Annotated in this window: 19 protein-coding genes; 14 read left to right on the top strand and 5 right to left on the bottom strand. The window is 41.7% G+C overall.

The features are described from left to right. Positions 1–18: 18 nt before the first annotated feature. The 5 genes from PTUN_RS15290 to PTUN_RS15270 all read left to right on the top strand — a co-directional run bounded on the left by PTUN_RS15290 (position 19) and on the right by PTUN_RS15270 (position 8,110). The gene (locus PTUN_RS15290; RefSeq protein ID WP_009837850.1) at positions 19–1,206 is read left to right on the top strand and encodes a capsular polysaccharide export protein, LipB/KpsS family; all 1,188 of its coding nucleotides are present in this window, start codon (positions 19–21) and stop codon (positions 1,204–1,206) included. Positions 1,207–1,287: 81 nt separating this feature from the next. Continuing rightward, positions 1,288–2,127, top strand: a complete 840-nt coding sequence (locus tag PTUN_RS15285) for a sulfurtransferase (protein ID WP_009837849.1) — start codon at positions 1,288–1,290, stop codon at positions 2,125–2,127. A gap of 211 nt (positions 2,128–2,338) precedes the next feature. Next, the gene (locus tag PTUN_RS15280; RefSeq protein WP_009837848.1) at positions 2,339–5,470 is read left to right on the top strand and encodes an efflux RND transporter permease subunit; all 3,132 of its coding nucleotides are present in this window, start codon (positions 2,339–2,341) and stop codon (positions 5,468–5,470) included. A gap of 7 nt (positions 5,471–5,477) precedes the next feature. Then, complete coding sequence (locus PTUN_RS15275; RefSeq protein WP_040643774.1) at positions 5,478–6,560, top strand: efflux RND transporter periplasmic adaptor subunit; 1,083 nt, start codon at positions 5,478–5,480, stop codon at positions 6,558–6,560. A gap of 77 nt (positions 6,561–6,637) precedes the next feature. Beyond that, positions 6,638–8,110 carry an N-6 DNA methylase gene (locus PTUN_RS15270; protein WP_009837846.1) on the top strand — a complete coding sequence of 491 codons (1,473 nt, stop codon included), beginning with the start codon at positions 6,638–6,640 and terminating at the stop codon, positions 8,108–8,110. Here PTUN_RS15270 and PTUN_RS22480 read toward each other — a convergent pair. Further along, on the bottom strand, positions 8,107–9,195 hold the full coding sequence (locus PTUN_RS22480) for a methyl-accepting chemotaxis protein (protein ID WP_009837845.1): 1,089 nt from the start codon (positions 9,193–9,195) through the stop codon (positions 8,107–8,109). The genes PTUN_RS15270 and PTUN_RS22480 overlap by 4 nt on opposite strands. Positions 9,196–9,502: 307 nt before the next feature. On the opposite strand from PTUN_RS22480, the gene PTUN_RS15260 reads away from it, so the two are divergent. Both PTUN_RS15260 and PTUN_RS15255 read left to right on the top strand, forming a co-directional pair. Then, complete coding sequence (locus tag PTUN_RS15260) at positions 9,503–9,868, top strand: PadR family transcriptional regulator (RefSeq protein WP_119081507.1); 366 nt, start codon at positions 9,503–9,505, stop codon at positions 9,866–9,868. After that, positions 9,858–10,523 (top strand): permease prefix domain 2-containing transporter, encoded by a 666-nt coding sequence (locus PTUN_RS15255; protein WP_040643691.1) that lies wholly within the window; start codon positions 9,858–9,860, stop codon positions 10,521–10,523. The genes PTUN_RS15260 and PTUN_RS15255 overlap by 11 nt, the downstream gene beginning before the upstream one ends. A gap of 36 nt (positions 10,524–10,559) precedes the next feature. Here the strand turns inward: PTUN_RS15255 and PTUN_RS15250 are convergent, their stop codons facing one another. The 3 genes from PTUN_RS15250 to PTUN_RS15240 form a co-directional block, all read right to left on the bottom strand. Then, complete coding sequence (locus PTUN_RS15250) at positions 10,560–11,417, bottom strand: alpha/beta hydrolase (protein WP_009837842.1); 858 nt, start codon at positions 11,415–11,417, stop codon at positions 10,560–10,562. 2 nt (positions 11,418–11,419) lie between these two features. After that, entirely contained in the window at positions 11,420–12,004 is a 585-nt protein-coding gene (locus PTUN_RS15245) for a TetR/AcrR family transcriptional regulator (protein ID WP_009837841.1), read from the bottom strand. 139 nt (positions 12,005–12,143) lie between these two features. Beyond that, positions 12,144–12,509, bottom strand: coding sequence for a DUF5522 domain-containing protein (locus PTUN_RS15240; protein ID WP_009837840.1), 366 nt, complete (start codon positions 12,507–12,509; stop codon positions 12,144–12,146). Between the two features lie 208 nt (positions 12,510–12,717). Between PTUN_RS15240 and PTUN_RS15235 the strand changes: the two genes are divergently transcribed. Beyond that, a complete protein-coding gene (locus PTUN_RS15235) occupies positions 12,718–14,238 on the top strand; it encodes an FG-GAP repeat domain-containing protein (protein WP_009837839.1) in 1,521 nt (506 codons plus the stop codon). Between the two features lie 105 nt (positions 14,239–14,343). Here the strand turns inward: PTUN_RS15235 and PTUN_RS15230 are convergent, their stop codons facing one another. Next, entirely contained in the window at positions 14,344–15,312 is a 969-nt protein-coding gene (locus tag PTUN_RS15230; protein WP_009837838.1) for a class 1 fructose-bisphosphatase, read from the bottom strand. Positions 15,313–15,584: 272 nt separating this feature from the next. Between PTUN_RS15230 and PTUN_RS15225 the strand changes: the two genes are divergently transcribed. The 6 genes from PTUN_RS15225 (at position 15,585) to trmB (ending at position 22,445) form a co-directional block, all read left to right on the top strand. Next, positions 15,585–17,987: a zinc-dependent metalloprotease gene (locus tag PTUN_RS15225; protein ID WP_040643690.1), complete on the top strand. Its 2,403-nt coding sequence runs from the start codon at positions 15,585–15,587 to the stop codon at positions 17,985–17,987. Positions 17,988–18,069: 82 nt separating this feature from the next. Further along, a complete protein-coding gene (gene mpl / locus PTUN_RS15220; protein ID WP_009837836.1) occupies positions 18,070–19,419 on the top strand; it encodes a UDP-N-acetylmuramate:L-alanyl-gamma-D-glutamyl-meso-diaminopimelate ligase in 1,350 nt (449 codons plus the stop codon). A 38-nt stretch (positions 19,420–19,457) separates the two neighbouring features. Continuing rightward, positions 19,458–20,078 carry a flavin prenyltransferase UbiX gene (locus PTUN_RS15215; RefSeq protein WP_009837835.1) on the top strand — a complete coding sequence of 207 codons (621 nt, stop codon included), beginning with the start codon at positions 19,458–19,460 and terminating at the stop codon, positions 20,076–20,078. After that, positions 20,078–21,013, top strand: a complete 936-nt coding sequence (locus PTUN_RS15210; protein ID WP_009837834.1) for an ABC transporter ATP-binding protein — start codon at positions 20,078–20,080, stop codon at positions 21,011–21,013. Before PTUN_RS15215 ends, PTUN_RS15210 begins: the two co-directional genes overlap by 1 nt. Continuing rightward, on the top strand, positions 21,013–21,780 hold the full coding sequence (locus PTUN_RS15205; RefSeq protein WP_009837833.1) for an ABC transporter permease: 768 nt from the start codon (positions 21,013–21,015) through the stop codon (positions 21,778–21,780). The genes PTUN_RS15210 and PTUN_RS15205 overlap by 1 nt, the downstream gene beginning before the upstream one ends. After that, the gene (gene trmB / locus PTUN_RS15200; RefSeq protein ID WP_040643769.1) at positions 21,780–22,445 is read left to right on the top strand and encodes a tRNA (guanine(46)-N(7))-methyltransferase TrmB; all 666 of its coding nucleotides are present in this window, start codon (positions 21,780–21,782) and stop codon (positions 22,443–22,445) included. The genes PTUN_RS15205 and trmB overlap by 1 nt, the downstream gene beginning before the upstream one ends. The last annotated feature ends 30 nt before the right edge of the window (positions 22,446–22,475 follow it).

The raw sequence follows: 22,475 nt of genomic DNA, 5'->3' as shown, positions 1-22,475 counted from the left end.
TGATGAGGTGAATGAAAAATGAGTTTTTTATTTATCAGCCGTAACAACGTGCATGCTCGCTACTATCGTAAATTAATTCCTCAGTTGGGTTTAACCGCCCACTTGCATGTAATGGGTAAACCTAAACTTTCGGCATGGCGATTTTTAAAAATGGCATGGCGCAGCGATTTAGCAGAGCTAATTGCCACGCAAGCTCGTCGTAAGCAGGCTAAACAACAGCTGATTTGGCAACTTCCGTTGGTATTATTTTTATATCGCGCTTTACTGTTTGGATTTGAATATTTACGTTTGGCAAAATATTTAGCATTACTCACTGAACTTCAGCCAGCTAAAGTGGTGCTCTGGAATGGAAAAAAACTGCCAAATCAAACCGTAGTATTAGCTGCAGAGCAGTTGGCAATTGCGGTGTGTTTTTTTGAAAATGGCTTGCTGCCTAATACGACCAGTTTGGATCCAAGAGGTGTCAATGAGGCGGCAAGTTTAGTGAAAAATCCGGCATTTTACTTACGTCAAACCAAACTTACCGAGCCACTTTTTAAAGCGCCAGTGATTGAACAACGCAAGGCCGATATACGCAGGAAAGCCGAGCTGGAGCAAACCTTGCCCAAACGGTATATTTTTGTGCCATTTCAAGTGCCTCACGACACCCAAGTTGTGTGTTATTCGCCATGGATTAGCGATATGGAAGCGCTCTTTGATGCGGTAATGAAGGCGGTTAAATCGTTAAATCAGCCAGATTTGATGGTGATTTTTAAAGAACATCCTTCATGGCATAAGCATTATTCACACTTGTATCATAAAGACCCGCAAGCTTGTTTTGCTAACGCAAATCTGACCCAGGAGCTCATTTTGGGCGCACAAGCGGTGATCACGATTAATTCAACTGTTGGTTTAGAAGGGTTATTACTAAATAAAAAAGTCATTACGTTAGGACAAGCCTGCTTTAATTTAGATGGGTTAGTACTGCACTGTGGTAACCAACATCAGTTAGAAATCGCCCTTCAGCGTTTGCCCAATTGGCAGCCAAATCAGTTGCTTCGTAATGCTTATTTTAATTATTTGCAGCAAGTTTATTGTATTGCTGGGCGCTGGTCTGAGTGCTCTAATGAGCATGTGCAAGCGGTTAAAGCGCGCTTATTAGCAACAGACGCTTTTTCAAAAGGTGAGTATTTATCTTTAGTTTCAAATGCTGATGCAGCTGCATAAATACCCAGTAGCATGCCACTCGCTCTTTTATATTCATTAGGTATAATCATTTTATATTCATTGAATTAGCTAAGGAAAAGTATGCAACTGCCGCACAATTTGGTTTCTTGTCAATGGTTAGCGCAGCATATTGATGATGGTTCACTGGTCGTTTTTGATGCAGGTATGAGTCCCGCAGGATCAGCAAAGCCTTATTTGGCGGCAGCTATTATCAAAGGCGCACAGCGTTTTGATTTTTCGAATCACTTACATGATACGACTAACCCATTGCCTAATATGATGCCAAATGCCGCTTTTTTTACTCAAGCCATGCAAGCAATGGGCGTGAGTCAAACCAGCGCGGTAGTGGTATATGATGACCAAGGGATTTATAGCGCGGCGCGCGCTTGGTGGATGTTCAAAGCCATGGGCTTTAACAATGTCGCAGTGCTTGATGGCGGCTTACCTGCATGGTTGGCGCAACAGGGGCCGGTGCAATCTGCCTATTCTTCGCCGTTGGCTCAAGGTAATTTTATTGCTCAAGTGCAGGTGGGGTTGTTTATTGATGCTGCCCAAGTATTAAACTCTGTGGCGGATGAAAACGTGATGCTACTTGATGCTCGCCCTGCAAATCGTTTTAGTGGTGAGCAAGCGGAGCCAAGAGCGGGCATGCGAGCAGGTCATATCCCTCATTCAAAAAATTTGCCTTATCCTGATGTGATTGAGCATGGTTTTTTGCGTAAAACAGCAGAGCTAAAAGCGCTGTTTGGTCTGCGCGTACCAAGCCATGTGCAACAATTGCAATTTAGCTGTGGTTCGGGTGTCACAGCGTGTATTCTAGCACTGGCCGCCAGTGAACTCGGTTATACCGATTTAGCTGTCTATGATGGCTCATGGAGCGAGTGGGGGCAGCGAGTCGATTTACCTATAGATACACATTAAAACACAACCCACCTTGGGTACGTAAATATTTCTAAAGTATGTCGCGACATAGGCTTTTGGTTACAAAGTGTGTCGCTATTGCGCTAAGCGGTTGATATCATGCGGTGAAATCACAACTCTGTGATTTATCATAAAAAATAGCGTGTTTTTTCAGTTAATAATTCACTACACTTTGTGAATTAATTGTGTTGTCCCAAGAGTCGTAGTCCTGATGAACTTAACCCGCAGCTCCTTGAAAAACCCAGCGAGTGTGGTGGTCATTTTAGTCTTAATCATGCTGTTTGGTTTGATTAGTGTCTTTAAACTACCCATTCAGCTCACGCCAAATATCGAGCAACCTCAAATTAGTATTTTTTCTGGCTGGCGCTCTGCCGCTCCGGAAGAAATCGAATCGGTTATTATTGAGCCGCTTGAAAATGCGGTGAAAAATACGCCTGGTGCAATTGATGTCACTACTCAGATAGGTCAGGGTAATGGTTCTATTACCCTCACGTTTGAAGTGGGAGCTGACATGCAACAAGCTATGTTAGATGTATTAAATAATCTAAATCAAGCCCCTCCATTACCCTTAGATGCGATCGACCCTATCATTTCAGCTGGTGGCAATGCAGGCCCCGGCAGCGGTGGCCCAACGGCCGCGACTTTGCTTGTTGTCCCTACGGCGGATGTCGAAAGTGTCGATATGTCAGCTTATCAAAAGGTCATTGAAGATGTGATTGAGCCTCGCTTAGCGCGGATTCAAGGCGTTGCTAGGGTCTTTATGGCAAGCCAGCGTCCACGGGAACTGAGAGTCAGCTTTGACCCACACAAAGCCGCGGCACTGGGTATCTCAATTAATGATATGACCCGTACCCTTGCCAATAGTCGCGATGTATCTGGTGGTATCGCTGATGTAGGGCGCAGGCAATATACGGTGCGTTTTACTGGGCAATATAATACCCAAAACCTCGGCGATATGCGCATTGGTTATTCAAACCAGCGGCCCATTTATTTGCGCGATGTGGCAACAGTAGAAGATACTTTGGTTGACCGCCAAGCTATGACACTGCGCAATGGTAAGCCTGCGTATTACATTACCATGACGCGTTCGAATGATTCCAATACTGTGGCTGTGCTTGATGAGTTAAATATTGCAATCAAGGAGCTTAATGACGGTGCATTACAAGAGCATGGGTTAGCCATTGAGCTTAGTTACGATGCGTCGGTGCATATTCGCAATGCCCTTGATTTGGTGAAAAGTAATTTAGGTTTAGGGGTCTTACTCGCTTGTGGCATTTTGTGGCTGTTCTTTCGTGGTTTTGGCCCGACGCTGATTATTGCTGCAACGATCCCTGTTTCCTTAATGGTGGCTTTTTTAGCGCTGAATATTTTTGATCGCAGTTTAAATGTGGTGTCTTTGGCGGGCCTTGCATTTGCGGTGGGTTTGGTGCTTGATGCTGCGATTATTGTCCAAGAAAATATTAACCGGTTGCGCGCCGATGGTATGGAAAATAATAAAGCCGCTTTAAAGGGAGCTGTTCAGGTTAGTGGGGCTTTATTTGCATCAACTGCAACCAGTGTCGCCATTTTCTTACCTATTTTATTTATGGCGGGCATTGAAGGTCAGTTATTTTCAGATTTAGCGCTCACCTTATCGATTGCGGTGATTGCATCGTTTGTAAGCGCTGTGACTATTATTCCCATCGCCAGTAAATATTTACTCACCCAACCCGCGAAAGCAGACCCATTTGCGGCTTATTGGCAAAGTTTAACGCAATGGGTAATGAAGCTGACCAATAGTAAAACAAAACAGTGGAGCTGGATTGCTAGTTTATTACTTGGCTCTGTTATCGCGACATGGGCTTTTTTGCCGCAAACCGACTTTATGCCAAGAGCGCCAACGGATGGCTTTTTTTACAGCTTAAATACCCCTCCAGGCGGCAATATTGAATTTATGGAGGCAGAAATAGCAAGTCGAGTAAAACAACGATTAATGCCGCATTATACCGGTGAAAAACTGCCTAAAATCCGCAATTTTAATTTTTATGTCTTTGGATCAAATGCAGGAGGGTTTATTTATGCTGATGATCCACTTCACGTCCAAGAGTTGATGGATGTAGCACGTAACGAAATCTTTGCCGGTTTACCTGATACGCAAGTCTTTTTGTTTCGAGGTTCGATGATCCAAGTATCTAATGGCGGAAATGGTCGTACTTTAAGCATAGATCTAAAAGGGCCGGATATGGACAAATTAATTGAAGTTGCAGAGCTTGGCCTTAAAACAGTTGCGGAGCAAATGCCGGGCTCAACTGCACAGCCTCAACCTTCGCTTGATATGGCCGAACCCGAACTTCGCTTGCATCCAAACGATAGACGCATTAGCCAAGCTGGGCTTACTCGCACCGATGTTGCCAGAGCCATTCAAGCCTTTACCAGTGGCTTATTTGTCACTGAGTATTTTGATGGAAATGAGCGGATGAATGTCATTTTACGAGCAACGCAATGGCAAACACCGGAGCAGTTAGCAGCCCTGCCGATAGCGAGTCCCGATGCTGGGATTCAAACCTTGGGTGAGCTAACCACACTTGAACGCACAGTAGGACCTTCGCAACTTAGACGGGTGAATGGTAAACGAACAGTCAGTATTTTAGTGACGCCGCCTGAGGATATGTCGTTGCAACAAGCTCAGCAGTTATTAAACGAAAAAGTGCTACCGATAATGAAAGCGCAATTACCCAGTGATGCCAGCCTCATTTTAGCGGGGAATGCCGAGAAAATGGCATCAGCGATTGATGAAATGCAAATCAACTTTGCTCTTGCGATGTTTATTTTATTTTTACTGATGACGGCGTTATTTAAGTCAGCCAAAGATAGTTTTTTGGTGTTATTGGTGATGCCAATGGCAGTCGCAGGTGGAGTCTTAGCCTTGGCGCTTTTAAATCTATTTACTTTTCAATCTCTTGATTTACTTACCATGATAGGTTTTATCATTTTACTCGGTTTAGTGGTCAATAATGCTATTTTGCTGGTTGACCAAACCCGCGAAGCAGAACGTGCCGGGCTTAGTCGTACCAAAGCGGTAGAACAAGCCGTCCTTATAAGAGCTCGCCCGGTGTATTTAAGTACCTTAACTAGTTTATTTGGCATGTTGCCACTAATGCTTATGCCTGGGGTAGGTTCTGAAATTTATCGCGGTTTAGCAACGGTTATTGTGGGGGGGATGGCAATTAGCGCTATTTTCACCTTAGTTTTAATGCCTAGTTTATTGCGCTTGGGCGAACAAAAATTAGCAGCGCAAATCAGTGCTATCCCCAATCAAATCCCTGATGTGGTTGCGGTTAATTTTGCTGCAAATCAAAAGTGAGAACCCAATGAAAGTATTAACTCAGCTATGTTTAATAAGTGTTTTAAGCTTTAGTGCCGCACTCGGCGCAGCAGAAATACCTCCAGTGCCGGTATCGGTCAGTAGTGTTAAAATTACGCCACTTAGTAGCAGTGTCATGATCCACGGTACGGTATTTGGCCGCAATGATGTGAATTTAACTGCTGGAGCGAATGGCCAACTGACGTATGTGGTCGAGCCTGGGCAGCAAGTACGCGAAGGCGAAGTGATTGCTAAAATTGATATGCTACCACTCCAGTTACAGCGTGCCGAGCAAGAAGCCTTAATCAAGCGGGCAAAAATTAATTTAAAATATCATCAACAAGAGTTAGCACGGCTAATGTCGCTTGCCAAAACTGACAGTACCGCGGCTTTTGCGGTTGATCAAACTCAAAATCAGCATGATCTAGCGCTATCAGATATTGAACTTGCACAACTAAAACTTAAGCAACTTGATGATCATATTGCTCGAGCCACGGTAAAAGCACCTTTTGGTGGGGTAATTAGCCAACGTTTTCGCCAAGTTGGTAGTGACGTTAATCGTGCTGATGAATTGGTAACGTTGCTTGATACGCAAAATTTAGAAGTGCGCTTATTTGTACCTGTAAAATACCTCAAGTATTTAGCTAATGGCCAAGAGTTATCGATTAAAACGAGCGCTTTTGATGGCGAGCTCTCGGCACAAGCGAATATTACAGCGGTCATACCCGCAACGGATGCTCGCTCACAAACCTTTGAAGTTCGAGCGTTAATTACTCAAACCGCGCAAAGTCGTTGGGCAAGTGGTCAATTAGTTGAAGTCGATGTACCTCTGGTTAAGAATGAAGCCGTAAGTTTAGTCGACCGTGATGCGCTTATTTTACGTAAGCAGGGTGTTCATGTGGTGAAAATTGATGCACAAAATAAGGCGCATCATATTGCTGTTTCGGTTGGAAAAGGCCAAGGGCAGTGGGTTGAAGTCGCCACTATTGACCCTAAACAAGCATTACAATTAGGGGATAAAGTGGCAGTACGTGGCGCTGAGCGCTTAACCGAGGGGCAAGCTGTAGAGGTGCAACAAAGTCCAATTTAATCTTAACTGACTAATTATCTTAACTGTGCCGATTGTGTTAAATTAGCCGCTCTTAGGCTTACGCAATCGGTATTTTTTTGGCTAGAAAACTCAAGCAGGTTATCACATCTTCAGGCACCGATCGCCGCGCAACGGGTTATTACGCAACGCCATTACTCGTCGCTGAATATTTTTATCAGCGTTGTGTGGCAATTAATCCTGAAGGTCACATGGTCTTTGATCCCTGCGTAGGACAAGAAGAATTATTGACCCCTTTTATTGCTGCAAATACCAAACAGGCAGAGCGTTTTAAGCTGCAAAGTACCGATGTATTACGTCATTTATCGGTTTACCAAAGTCATTTTCTTCAAGGCGATTTTTTATTAACGCCCAAAGCACAGCAAACAAAAGCGAGCGAGTGCGATTTTATCGTTGCCAACCCGCCTTATAATTGTCATGAAGTAGATTATATCAAACAGCATAAAGCTGATTTAAAGCATAAGTTTAAAGATGTAGGGGTGCATAATATGTACTCGATGTTTTTAGCCGCTATGATAGATAAGGCAGCCGATGGTTGCGTGATTGCGACTATTTGCGATAGCTCATTTTTAACCGCCAAAGTGCACAGTAAACTGAGAAAAAAAATCCTTAGCAGTTGTATTATTCACGATTTAATTTTATGCCCAACCGATTTATTTTTAGATCAAGGTGCCAATGTGCGCACTTGTATTTTGGTGCTGCAAAAAGGGCGAAACTTACAGCAGCCTAGGGTGCGATTATTAAATCGCCCGCTCAATCAAGCTGATTTTTTTGCTGCATTAGCCGAAGAGTGCTTTATCTATAAAGCGCTTACAGACATTGTATTAAACTCTGATGTGGACAACATGGAGTTATTAGTTGGCGTACCTTGTGAGATAAAAGCGCTGTTTGATGGGCCAAGGTTATCAGCTAAGTTTGCCTGTATTAGTGGTGTATCGACAGGCAACGATCACGCTTTTATTCGTAAACAACCCGAAGCTGGATTTTCAGTACCATTTTATAAAAACCCCAGTTCTAGTAAGTTTTTTTGTGCGCCCAATGGCTTTTTAATTGATGATTTTTTACATCAAAGTCAGTGCGATGCGAATTTTAATGTACGTAATCAACAGTACTTAATGCAAAGCGGCATTACCTGTTCATCAATGGGTATTGAGTTTTCAGCCTGTTTGTTACCACAAGGTAGTTTGTTTGGCGTTAATCCCAATATTATCTGTGATGAGCAATCAAGCTGGTGGTTAGTGGCCTATTTAAATTCGGATTTAGTGAAGTACTGTGTGCGTGGGGTATTAATAAGAACCAATATGATCACATCAGGTTATGTTGCCAGATTACCCCTGCCGGATTTTACTGTATTAGCAAAGCAGCAATTAGCCCAACTAGCAAAACAGGCATATCAAGGTGCGCGGCAACAACAAGACTTAGCTGCGCCGCTTGCCTCAATCAATCAGCTAGTGAATAAAGAGCTGAAGTTTAGTGAGCAAACCATTGCTGACATTGCGTTATTTTGCCGACAAATAGTGAAACGCACTTAACCTTCGTTAGCTAATTCATCTAAATAGCGCATTACTAATATGCTGGCGTCTTCCATTGCTTGAAGGTGTTTTACCACGCTATTTTTTTCACCTTTTTGAATCATTTCAAGAGCAAGTACGCCATTTTGATGAACTCCTTTATGGGGTTCTTCTAGCTTCTTAAAGGCTGCACTTTTACTGTAGCTTTTAGCGCCATCAGTTTGATACCACTTACCTAAACGGCACATAGTATGATCAGAAAAGTCGCTAATCGATTTTTTACTGAGCCCAGATGCTACGGCGTATACGTCGCCTTTCCAAACAATATGATCAAGTTTGACTGTTTGAATAAAAGTGCGCAATGAAGCATTCACTATGGCTGATTTCATTGAATTACAACATGAAATTATATCGGTGTAATCTTCGTTGAGTTTTTCGACCCCTGAAGATAACTGGTTGTTGTTACCTTGAATATCGTTAACTGAGCTAACAGTTTCTGCTGTTGAATGAATAATTTTATTTACTAATTCAGCCACTTCATTGGCCGATGTGCTGGTATTGTTAGCAAGCGTTCGAACTTCATCGGCAACAACGCTGAATCCTCGGCCAGCTTCGCCGGCTCGAGCGGCTTCAATTGCGGCATTTAACGCTAATAAATTGGTTTGATCTGATATTTTTGAAATAGTCGATACAAAGGTATTGATGCTATCGGCCATGGCTGACAATCCCGAGATATTTTCTGTCATACCGCCCATTTTGGTGGTTAAGCCACGCATATCACGAACAATATGTTGTAAAGATTCACTTGAGACATCAAGTAAGCTGTTAATTAAATCGCTTGAACGACTTTCTGAATCAATTGCTTGGTATGAAGATAAAACAGTTTCACGCACCCCTTCAACTTGGTTTATACACTCAATTGCACACTGTAATAACATTTGCTGATAATGAATATCAGCAGCAGATACCGCTTCATTTATTTGCTTATTTAAAGTGTTATTTTCGCGTTGTAAGGCTTCATTTTCAGTTTTTAGCGCTGCAAGTTGTTGCTTAAGATTTTTATTTTCAGTTAAACAAACCTGATGTGTTGAATTTAATACAAACATAAATATTCCTAACTAAACCAAACCAATTTTTCAATATTACTCTGCTTACCTTAGCTGAATATTAAGCTTTAAACACCCAGGCAAAAAATTATGTGGTGATGAGGGCTGCAACAGAAGAGTCAAATATTGTTTGAACATCGTTAATTTATAAGGGTTTTACATTTTATTTACAATGATTGTTGTCGACAAAGTTTGGCTGGTATTGTTTGAGAGCTTAAAAATAGTTACCTCTACAAAGTAGAATATATTTGCTTGTTATTTAAATTTACTCTACTTTGTAGAGGTAATAATTTTGCAGTGTGGAGTTATGATGGAAAAAGAAAAATTTTTAGGTGAGTTTGAGCAATTCATTTTGTTGGCAATAGTCAAATTAGCTGATGATGCATATGGTTCAACTATCAGGCAATTGTTAGAGAAAACTATTGCAAGAGAGGTAACCATAGGCGCGCTTTATACCACTTTGGATCGCTTAGAAAAAAAAGGTTTGGTTGAAAGCCATCAAGGTGAAGCTACGGCCGTACGCGGAGGACGGGCTAAAAAACATTTTATTGTCACCGCACAAGGCATTCAGGCACTAAAACGTTCAAAACAAGCACTTAATAATATGTGGCAAGATATTGCATTAAACGAATTCAATCAGCCGCTATCAAGTGGGTTTTGTTGTGGCTTTTAATCATCCACCCAAAATGCCTTCATGGTTTTTATCTTGGGCATTGCCGCAGGAATTACACGATGCGGTAATGGGGGATTTAATTGAAGAATATCAAGAACAAGTGGCCAATTTTGGCTTAATAAAAGGGCAGATTTGGTATTGGCGCCAAGCGTTATTATCGGCAGTTGCTTTTATTCAACAGACCCAAAGGGGATTTATTATGTTTTTAATTAGCTTACTTATTTTCATTGCAGTGACCTTCATGGGTATGGAGTTAGGGTTCGAAACATCAGCTTATATTGATGTACCTTCTGTTATTTTAGTTGTGCTACCTGCCGTATTTTTTAGTATTGCAATCACCTCGATAAGCGATTTAAAAAATGGTGGGATTATGTTGCTCAGTGACAAAGCTGAGTTTTCAACGCTGCAATTACTATTAGCTAAGCAAAGTTTTCATGTGCTGGGTAATACGGCCTTGTTGATGGGGGTCTTTAGTTCTTTGCTTAGCGCTATTGCGATAGCTAGTAATTTAAGTGCTGAAGAGTTTTCGAGCGTATTTGGCCCTGCCGTTGGAGTCTGCTTATTGACGCTTTATTATGGGCTGGCAATTAAAATAATTTGCTATGTTGCAGAGCAAAAAATTCATAATAAACAGTTACAACAAGAAAGCGCCTAAATTAGCGCTATTAAAAAGGAGCATTTCGCTCCTTTTTTAAATTGCGAGGTTATTGAGTTTCATAAATGCTTGCCAAGTATGATCTGAATTTATCACTCGGCCGTGACCGAGGCCTTCGGTGGTAGTAAGTGTAACATGTGGATAGAGCTTGGCTTGCTCGGCGCTAAATTGGTATTGAGCAAAGCGGTCTTGGCTGTCATGCACAATATGAACGGTATCTTGGGTTTGCGCTAAATGAGGCTCTGGTAGTAAATCATCAAATCGTACTTGATGTTCTTGCTCAATTTCGCTCATTAAATTGGTAAATAATTTACGTGTGAGTCCCGTGCTTAAAATACTGTGTTCAAACGAGTTATAAAAATTAAATGCGGGTGCGATCAGTAAGTGTTTAAAATGTTTGGCTTGATTAAGTGCAGCAACCGCGCCCATTGAATGGCTAACTAAACACGCAATGTTTTGAGGCTTTAATTCGTAGATAACCGCTGCAAGCCCTTTAATAAATAAAGGTAAATTAGCACGTTTTTCATCGCTGTTACCATGTGCAAAATGATCAAAAGCCACCGCTTCAAATCCTGCTTGAGCTATCTTTTCCATGAGAGGAAAAAATTGTGCGGCACTTCCTGACCAGCCATGAGTCAAGATGACTTTAGGCCCAGTTCCTATGCGATATAAAGCCAGTTGGCCTATTTGGCTGCTGATGCGTGAATGTGTAATGGCGTGTGGTTGTTTTGGAGGGCGTTTACTTTTCGCTGGTGTTAGTAGTAATTTTCGAGTTTGCTTGAGTGCAAAACGAGGGCTAATAGTATGTAAAGCGCTTGAAACTGCTTTGATCAAATAATATGAAGCTGGTTTTCGAGCGTTTGTTTTATTTGAAAAATAGATTTTACTACTCATGTTTATTCCTTGGAGCGGTTAATTAAGCCATTTAATGCAATTTGAAAACGCGAGTGTTTGCTATCTTCAATGCCTAACCAAGTCATGTTTTGACTCCCTAAATATAGTGAGTAAAGTTCATATACAAATTGTTCAGCATCAAGGGATGATTTAAATTCCCCCACCTCAATAGCAGCTTTTACTGTGCTATTTAAATGATTCAGCCAACGCGCTAAGTCTTGTGATACTTTGTCGTGAATTGGGCCAGGTTGATCGTCAAATTCAACCGCAGCCGCAATAAAAATGCAGTTTTGGGCTTGCTGTTGATACCAATCAAGCCATAACTCGCAAATCTTGAGTAAGCGTTGTAAAGGTGAGTTGATTACTGATGAGGGCTCAATCACAGTGCGGCGAAAAACGGCATTTGCATGATCTAATACCGCTAATTGTAAATTTTCTTTCGATTTAAAATGGGCGAACAGACCTGATTTTGACATGTTGGTTGCTGCAGCTAAGGTACCGATTGATAAATCATTGAGGCTACTGGCGGTAGCTATATTTAATGCTACCGACAAAATATGCTGACGTGTATCTTCACTTTTTCCCATTATGGACTCGGTTATCAAGTAAATAATCTTAATTAGTCACAAAATAGCACGAACGTTCGTTTTGTAAATCGTTAATTGAACATTTGTATCAAAAGATTAAATAAGACACTGTCTATTTGCGGGCCACTGTATTGAGGTTTTAAGATGATCTTGAACGGTTTTTAAATTTCCACGGGCAGTGTTTACAGCCATTACCACAGCAATAACCACGTTTAAGATGCGACCAGCTGCTAAACACATAAAACCCTTGTTCAATCGTGTAATCAAGCCCAGCAATTGACGAGGGGCTCGATTGATAAGGCGCAGCTAATGCTAATAAGGTTTCAACCGGTTGAGTTTGATACTGCAGGGCTAAAAAAGTGTTTATTTGTGTAATTAAGCAATTTTGGCATAAGCAGTTGGCATTGCTTTCAAGAGGCAAAATGTTGGGTAGTGCCATACACCAGCAGTTTTTATCGGCGCTGCATGCGATAGGTGCTTGGCATTGTGGGCATTGACTGGGCATTTATCAGAAAATCTGTTGGTAAAAAACGGCGCTATCGTACCATGTAAAAAGCGATATTGCAGAGTCGCGAGAGTCATTTTAAGGGAAATACTGAACTTATTTCCCAATATTCACTCCATTAATACTTTGTTGCACATTTTAACTGTGTATTAAATAGCGAAATGGCAATACTGCCAGTTCAAGGTATTAACAAGTGAATGGATTAAATATGCATAAAATTACAAGAATAGCAGCCGCACTTAGTTTTACGGCCAGTGCACTTTTAGGCTCTTTTGCTCATGCCAAAAGTGATGATTTGGTGCGTTTTGATAAAATAACACTTAATGGATCGCACGATTTATCGGGCAAATTATTTTACCTCAAACAAAATGATGCCCCGCGCCACATGGTGATTGCAGGTTTACATGATAACCAAGTGGTACTGAATGTTTTTGCTGATTTTGACACCAATGCCAAAGCACCGGTTAAAACATTTGCTTTGCCTGCTAACGTATTATTTTTTGGCAAAGGTAACCTGGCGGGGCAAGAAAGCGAGAGTATTTTATTAATGACTGCTACAGCGCTGTTAACGCTCGATATTCAAAGTGGTCAATCAAAAGTTTTAACTGAAATTGATTCTTTTTATGGCCCACAAATCAAGACACTAGCAAGTTATGCTGATTTTAGCCAAGACTTAAATGCTGATGGTTTAGCGGATGTATTAAGCACCAATTTTACGGGCATTAATGTGTATTTACAGCAAGCTAATGGTGAGTTTATCAGCCAGCAACTTAGCTTTTCGCCTGAACAAGAAATTGAAGGGCGCCAAGTCATTATTAAAGAGCCAAGCAGCTTTAGCTTTGATGTTAATGGTGATAGTAAAGCCGATTTAGTTTTGCAGCGAGATAATTTTATTCATATTTTTAAGCAGTTGGCTGATGGGAAGTTTAGCCCTCAAGCTCAGACTATAAACCTTAATGCCGGTATTTTAGACGCGCAACAAATTAAGTTAATTGATGAGCAAGATGATAATGAAAGTCCGATTACTCGCTTTCATCAATTCAAAGACCTTGATGGCGATGGCATGATGGATTTGATCACTCGTACCGCTGTGCCTGGTGGTATGTTTGGTGGTAAAGCGGAATATGACATTCGTTTTGCTAACCGAGATGCACAAAATCAGCTTGTGTATGCCGCTAAAAGCGATGTAACCCTTAAGCCCAAAGGACAAAGCTCGGTCACATTTGATGATATTAATAATGACGGTTTAGCCGATTATTCGATGTTTTCACTTGAGCTTGGAGTGGGGGCTATGATGTCGTTTGTATCAGGCTCGCTTGATGGTGAAATGTCGGTTTATCGTATGCAGCAGGCGCGTCAGTATGTAGAAAAAGCAGATTATAATACTGAGATAGAAATCCAAATTAATACTGATACCGGCAATGGCGGTCGACAAGTTTTTAGAATGGCCGATTTTAATGGTGATGGTTTAAAAGATTTACTCATTCAACATGATGATGACGAGTTGCGCATTCATCAAGGGGGTAATAGCCCACTGTTTGCCAAGCAAAAAACTAAATTGAATGCCTTGTTACCTAAAAGTGGTGATTTAGTCGAAGTTGAAGATTTTAACCATGATGGCAAAGCTGATATTTTAATTCGTTACGCCAAACAAGATGGAAAAGAGCGTGAAAAATCGCTGGTTTTATTGTTGTCTCAATCGAGCGAATCGGTTATCGCAAAGCAATAACGTTTGCATTTATCAGCCATCATGACGAGATGGCTGATTATTTTTACACTTGCTAAAACCAAAATGGAGAACTGTGTTCTCCATTTTTTATTGTTACAGCAGGTATTAGTTGTGGTAAGACAAGCAGGTTTCGACTTCGTCTTTTGACCCTAAAATAACCGCTACACGTTGGTGAATGGCATCCGGTTGAATCGACATAATGCGCTCAGTCCCGGTTGATGCAATACCGCCTGCTTGCTCAATCAACATGGCCATTGGGTTGGCTTCGTAAAGTAAACGTAGCTTATATGGCTTTTTCGGATCTTTGGTATCGGCTGGATAAGAAAAGAATCCTCCACGCGTTAATACGCGATGTACATCACCCACCATGGCTGCAATCCAGCGCATATTAAAGTTTTCTTTGCGTGGGCCGTCTTCACCGGCAAGTAAATCTGCAACGTAATTTTGCATCGCTGGTTGCCAATGACGTTGGTTTGACATGTTTAAGGCAAATTCATTGGTTTTTGCTGGAATTTGCGCAAAATCATGCGTCAGTAAAAAACTGCCGTGAGTTTTATCGAGTGTAAAAATTCGCGTGCCTTTGCCAACGGTGAGCGCCAACATAGTTGATGGGCCGTATAAAACATAACCTGCGGCCACTTGTTTGTCGCCCGGTTGCATAAAAATGCTTGGGTCGTTGGCATCTGAGCCTTCTGGCGCTTCCATAATCGAAAAAATAGTGCCCACTAATGAGTTGATGTCGATATTTGATGAGCCATCAAGTGGGTCGAAAGCGACAATAAATTTTGCATCTGGATTGCCTGCAACTGTGTAGTCTTCTTCTTCAGAAGCAATGGCTTTGACGTAGCCCGTTTCAAGTAAAATATCTTTAAGTAGTTGATTAGATAGTACATCTAATTTTTTTTGTGTTTCGCCTTGGATATTTTCATCTAAGGTTGAGCCTAATACACCTGATAGTGCACCTTGACCAACACGAAACGAGATTTCTTTACAGGCCGCTAAAATAGTGCGGATCAAAGATAATAATTCTCTTGAACAACCATCTTCAAGTAAAACGGGTGGGAGTCTACGCATTTTGTTTTCCTAATCACTGAGCGTTGTAATAAAGCAAATGTGAGAGAGCATTTATTACAGGGTTAGCGCTGGGTTGAGATTTAAAGTATTGTTTAAGCTTAATCGAGCAAGCCAGATAAAGGTAGTAAATGATAATGAAAACATAATACTAGCCAAATTAACTTAGTCGCAAAGCCAAACCTAACAGTCGCAAAAACGTGTACCATCATGCTGTATATTGTGTATTCTCTTTATACAACATGGCTTCGTACGTTAATAACAAAGGCACCATTATGCTAAGAAATCGATCCTTCCTATTCATAACACTGAGCTTGTTGCTGGGTATTGTAACCCAAGCGCACGCTGCACTTAAGTCAATTGATGAATTTACTCACGATATGAATCAATATCCGGGTTATTTTCCATTTTATTATGACGATAATAGTGGCAAGCTTTACCTTGAAGTAGAAAAACTCAATCAAGCCTTTTTATTGCAGCAAAGTTTACCTTATGGATTAGGCTCCAATGATATTGGACTAGACCGTGGTCAACTCGGTGAAACTCGTTTGGTGCAGTTTGAAAAAATGGGTAACAAACTGATGTTACGCCAACTCAATACCTATTATCGCGCCAATACGAGTAATAAAGCTGAGCAACAAAGTGTTAAAGAAGCTTTTGCATCCAGTATTTTGTTTGGTTTTGAGTTAGCTGCCAATACTGAAAAAAGTTATCTAATTGATTATACGCCTTATTTACTCTCTGATGTGCATGGCGTAAGTCGTACTTTAGAGGCACGAAAACAAGGCAGCTTTAGTCTAGATACCAGCCGTAGTGCCGTATTTATGCCGCGTTCAAAGGCGTTTGCTAAAAATACCGAACTTGAAGCCGTGCTGACATTTAAAGGCTCGAAACCGGGTGAATTTGTCCGTCAAGTCAGTGCCGACCCGTATGCTATTTCAGTCAATATGCATCATTCTTTAATTAAATTACCTGATGATAATTACCAGCCCCGCGCGTTTCATCCACAATCGGGTTTTTGGAGTGTTGAACATAAAGATTATGCTGCACCGCTTGGGCAATCAATGTTGGTGCGTTATATCCCACGTCATCGTTTAGCAAAAAAAGACCCCAGTGCTGCAGTAAGCGAAGCGGTTGAACCGATTGTGTATTACCTCGATCCTGGTGTACCAGAGCCGGTACGCACTGCGTTACTCGATGGTGCAAAATGGTGGGATCAGGCTTTTGCTGCTGCCGGATACAAAAATGCCTTTCAAGTTAAAGTATTGCCAGAGCATGCGGATCCAATGGATATTCGTTATAACGTGATTCAATGGGTGCATCGTGCAACACGAGGTTGGTCTTATGGCGCCTCGGTGATTGACCCACGTACTGGTGAAATTATTAAAGGCCACGTTACGCTTGGTTCACTGCGTGTTCGCCAAGATATTTTAATAGCCGAAGCATTGGCAGCCCCTTTTGTGAAAGGCAATGAAGTCAATGATGCGCTGCAAGCAATGGCGTTAGATCGCATTCGTCAACTCAGTGCGCATGAAATTGGCCATACCCTTGGTATTGCACATAATTTTTCGGCTTCAATAAAAGATCGTGCCTCGGTGATGGATTACCCGCATCCGTTGGTAAGCTTTAATGACGATGGTAGTTTTAATACCAGCCAGGGTTATGCTAAAGGCATGGGGGTTTGGGATACTCAAGTGATTAAATATGGCTATGCCGACGTTGCAAAAGAACAAGAGCAAAACCATTTAGCAGCGGTGCTTGAACAAAATAAACAATTAGGGCTTGAGTTTATCTCTGATGATGATGCCCGTGCTCAAGGTGGCGCTCATCCTACGGCGCATTTATGGGATAACGGTGCAGAGCCTGTTGCTGAACTTGAACGTATTTTGAATATTCGCGAAAAAGCGCTGGCACAATTTGGTATTCAAAACATCAAAACAGGCACTGCGTTATCACAGCTTGAAGAGGTGCTAGTACCGCTTTATTTGTTGCATCGTTATCAAGTGGAGGCTGCGGTTAAGCTTATTGCGGGTGTTGATTATCATTATGAAGTGCGCAATCAGGATGCTCCTGCTGGCACTCAAATGATCAGTGTTGAGCAGCAAAAAGCAGCACTTGCGACATTAATGCAGACACTTGAACCAAGCCGTTTAACGATCCCTGAAAGTGTTTTGGCCTTAATTCCACCTAAAGCGTATGGCGAAGCAAAGACCCGAGAAAGTATTGTAGGGCGTACGGGTTTAACCCTCGATGCCATGGCATTGCCTGAAGTGGCTGCGCAGCATAGTTTGAATTTGTTGCTCAATAGCCAACGTCTTAACCGATTACAGCAGCAAAAAATGCGTGATAGCCAGCAATTAGGTGTAAGGGATGTTATTTTCCCGCTGAGTGAGCAAGTCTTTTTTGCTGATACAAACACTGGCGCGGCAGCTAAAATTCAGCAAAGAGTACAAGTATTAACTGCGAGCTTAATGGCCAAGCAAAGTATTAGTGCGGCTGTTGCACCAGAAGTACAGGCTGAACTGACTTCACAATTGAAGTTTATAGCCAAAAAATATCAGCGTAGTAGTGATGTCTTTAGCCAATATTTAGCTGACGAAATTAGTTTTTTCCTCAGCAATGGCGAGTGGTCTAAGCGCTTTAATGCCTTGCCAATGCCGCCAGGTTCACCAATTTAACCGTGCTAAATCAATCTAATTTTGGCATCATACAATACCTGACTTAGTCAGGTATTTTTTTGACTTTTTTAAGAGACTCTTAATGCATATTCATATTTTAGGAATTTGTGGCACCTTTATGGGTGGCATTGCTGCATTGGCCAAGTCATTGGGCCACACCGTGACGGGGTCGGATTTAAATGTATATCCACCAATGAGCACTCAGCTTGAAGAGCTCGGTATTACACTCACCCAAGGCTATGAGCCAAGCCAATTAGAGCCTCGCCCCGACATGGTGGTTATTGGTAATGCGATGAGTCGAGGTAATCCTTGTGTTGAATATGTGTTAGCCAATGGTCTGCCTTATACTTCAGGCCCACAATGGTTAAAAGAAAATTTATTACAAAACAGTTGGGTACTGGCTGTTGCTGGTACGCACGGAAAGACCACCACTGCGAGCATGCTCGCGTGGATTTTAGAATATGCAGGTTTAAAACCGGGTTTTTTAATTGGTGGCATAGTCCAAAACTTTGGTTTGTCGGCCCGTTTAGGTGAAACGCCATTTTTTGTGATTGAAGCCGATGAATACGATACCGCGTTTTTTGATAAACGCAGTAAGTTTGTTCATTACTTACCACGCACTTTAATTATGAATAACCTTGAGTTCGATCATGCGGATATTTTTGCTGATTTAGCAGCGATTGAGCGACAATTTCACCACTTAATGCGCATTGTGCCACAAAATGGTAAGGTAATTTATCCAAGTGACGAAGCTGCGCTGCAGCGCGTAATAGCACAAGGCTGCTGGAGCGAAACCGAGCAACTAGGCCAAGATTGGCGTTACGAGTTAGTCAATCCCGATAGTAGTGCATTTTTAGTTAAATTAGCAGGCCAAACTCTTGGCCAAGTTAACTGGCAAGCCATGGGGGAGCACAATGTAAAAAATGCGATGATGGCCATTGCTGCCGCGCGCCACGTTGGGGTTCCGGTAGAGTCATCGATTGAGGCTTTGGCTGAATTTATTTCGCCAAAACGCCGCATGGAACTTAAAGCCAACATCGCAGATATTTGCGTTTATGATGATTTTGCTCACCATCCGACCGCCATCAAAACGACTTTAGCCGGCCTTAGAGCTAAAGTAGGTTTGCAAAAAATTCATGCTATTTTAGAGCCGCGTTCAAACACCATGAAAATGGGGGTACATAAAACAACGTTACTCGATTCGCTTGCTGGCGCTGATGAAGTGTATGTATTTGAACCAAAACAACTAGATTGGTCTTTGCAACAAGCGGCGCAAGATGCTGGCGCACAATGTTATGACGATGTAGCTGCTATTGTGAGTGATGTAGTGGCAAAGGCTGATAAGGGTGACCAAATCTTGATCATGAGTAATGGTGGCTTTGAGGGCATTCATGAAAAAATAATTAAGGCACTGCAATCTAAATACAATTAGTTGCGTATAACCTTCACTATTAATTTAAGGTAACGACCATGAGCGAATTTAAAGCGACCATCACCTTAGCATTTAGTGGTGCATCAGGAGCACCTTATGGTTTAAGGCTGCTCGAAGTATTGATTGCGCAAGGTTATCAGGTATATGTCTTGATAAGCTCGGCAGCCCGTGTGGTATTAGATGTTGAATCAAACGTAAAACTGTCTGCCAATGAAGAAAAAGCCTCCGCACAATTAAGTGAGCGTTTTTTAGCTACACCCTCGCAACTTAAAGTATTTGGTAAAGAAAACTGGTTTTCACCCGTGGCATCAGGCTCGGCGGCGCCGAAAAAGATGGTGGTTTGCCCGTGTAGCGCAGGTACCGTATCGGCAATTGCCATTGGCGCATCGGATAACTTACTTGAACGTGCTGCGGATGTGGTGATTAAAGAAAAAGGCCAGCTTATTTTAGTGCCAAGAGAAACACCATTTAGCGAAATCCATTTAGCTAATATGCTGACACTTGCACGTATGGGGGTGACGATTATGCCAGCTGCACCCGGTTTTTATCATAATCCGCAATGTATTGATGACCTTGTGGATTTTATGGTGGCAAGAATTTTAGATCACCTTGGCATAGAGCATCAGTTGATGCAACGTTGGGGCTACGGGGAACAATAATGACAATTGCATTAAGTATTAGCGGATTAGAAAAGACCTATAAGAATGGCGTCCAAGCTGTAAAAGGGATTGATCTTGAAGTAAAAAAAGGCGATTTTTTTGCTTTGCTTGGACCAAATGGAGCGGGGAAATCGACTACCATAGGTGTAATTTCATCGTTAGTCACTAAAACCGCAGGGCAAGTGACGGTATTTGGTTATGACTTAGATACAGAGCTAGATGCGGCCAAATCGTGTTTAGGATTAGTGCCACAAGAGTTTAATTTCAGCCAATTTGAAACCTTAAGCCAAATTTTAGTAAATCAAGCCGGTTATTATGGTGTGCCTCGCAAAGAGGCTTACCTTCGCGCCGACAAGTACTTAGCAAAATTAGGCTTGATTGATAAAAAAGACCATCAAGCGCGTTCATTATCAGGTGGCATGAAACGTCGTTTAATGATTGCGCGGGCATTAATGCACGAGCCAAAGCTGTTAATTTTAGACGAGCCAACAGCGGGTGTTGATATTGAATTACGCCGTTCAATGTGGGAGTTTCTGCAAGAGATAAACCAGCAGGGCGTGACGATTATTTTAACAACCCACTACTTAGAAGAAGCTGAGTTACTGTGTAAAAACATCGCGATTATCGATAAAGGCGTGATAGTTGAAAATACCAGCATGAAGCGCTTGCTGAGTAAATTAGATAAAGAAACTTTTGTGTTAGATTTAGCGACAGACACCGCTAATGTGCAATTAAGCGGTTATGGTTACAAAGTGCTTGATGAGCGCAGTATCGAAGTTGAGGTGCAAAAATCCCAAGGGCTTAATGATGTCTTTGCCCAGTTAAGTACACAAGGACTGCAAGTATTGAGTATGCGCAATAAAGCGAATCGTTTAGAAGAGCTGTTTGTTGGGTTACTACACCAACCTGTGGCAGCCAATAAGGGGGCAAAATAATGCCGAACTATTTTATCGCTCTAAAAAGTATTTGGATCCGCGAATGTATTCGCTTTTTAAGAATTTGGATCCAAACGTTGGTCCCGCCAGCCATTACCATGACCTTGTACTTCGTTATTTTTGGTAACTTAATTGGTTCGCGTATTGGTGAAATGGGCGGCTTTAGCTATATGGAATTTATTGTGCCGGGCTTAATTATGATGTCGGTGATCACAAATTCTTATTCGAATGTGGCTTCTAGTTTTTATTCGACTAAATTTCAAAAAAATATAGAAGAGTTGCTAATTGCGCCAGTGCCTAATTACATCATAGTACTAGGCTATGTAGGTGGTGGTATGGCACGTGGTATGCTGGTGGGGTTAATTGTGACCTTAGTATCACTCTTTTTTGTTGATATTCAAATTCATAACTTAGCTGTTATTATTTTTACTGTGATGCTAACTTCTGCGGTTTTTTCACTCGGTGGTTTGATCAATGCTATATATGCCAATAGTTTTGATGATATTAGTATTATTCCAACGTTTATTTTAACGCCGCTCACTTATTTAGGTGGTGTTTTTTATTCCATTACTTTACTGCCCGATGTATGGCAAACCGTATCGCAAATCAACCCAATTATTTATATGGTAAATGCGTTTCGTTTTGGCTTTTTAGGCGTCAGTGATGTCGATTTGAACGTGGCTTTAGGTGTATTAGTCGGTTTTATTGTGATTTTATTTTATACAGCACTTAGCTTGATTAAAAAAGGTGTGGGGTTAAGACATTGATAGAAAAAGCGAATTCTCGAAGTATTACCACCAATCAAACTGGAATACATGAGAAACTCGATGAGGTGGTACAGCGTCATTTAAAAGCAGAGTTTAAAAAACCAATTGCAGCACATACCCAGGCTGCATTTGATGAAGTTAATGAGAAGGTGCAGGCATTTAATGGCCCAATTATTTTAGATTCCTGTTGCGGTGTAGGCGAAAGCACAGCTAATTTAGCGAAGCTTCATCCAGATGCATTGGTCATTGGTATTGATAAATCGGCCCATCGTTTAGATAAACATGATGTTGAATATAAACAATCGGATGCAGGTCAATATATCTTGGTGCAAGCTGATTTAAATGACTTTTGGCGCCTAGTAGAGCAAGCCAATTGGCAGCCAAGTCATCATTATTTGTTTTATCCAAACCCTTGGCCTAAAAGCAAACATCTACAACGTCGCTGGCATGGCGCTGCTATTTTTCCAACCATAGTGGCGATTGGTGGTCGTTTAGAAGTGCGCAGTAATTGGCAGATTTATGTGCAAGAATTTGCCCAAGCGCTTGCGTTAACTGGGCGTTCAACCAAAGTGAGTTTGTATCAAGCTGAACAGTCAATTACGCCTTTTGAGCGAAAATATTGGGCTAGCGGCCAGCAAAGTTATCGCTTAGTGATTGATTTATAAGTGTCGATACATATAAAAAAGGCACTTCAA

This window comes from Pseudoalteromonas tunicata (assembly GCF_002310815.1).
GTDB lineage: Bacteria > Pseudomonadota > Gammaproteobacteria > Enterobacterales > Alteromonadaceae > Pseudoalteromonas > Pseudoalteromonas tunicata.
This window is presented reverse-complemented; position numbering and strand designations above follow the sequence as displayed.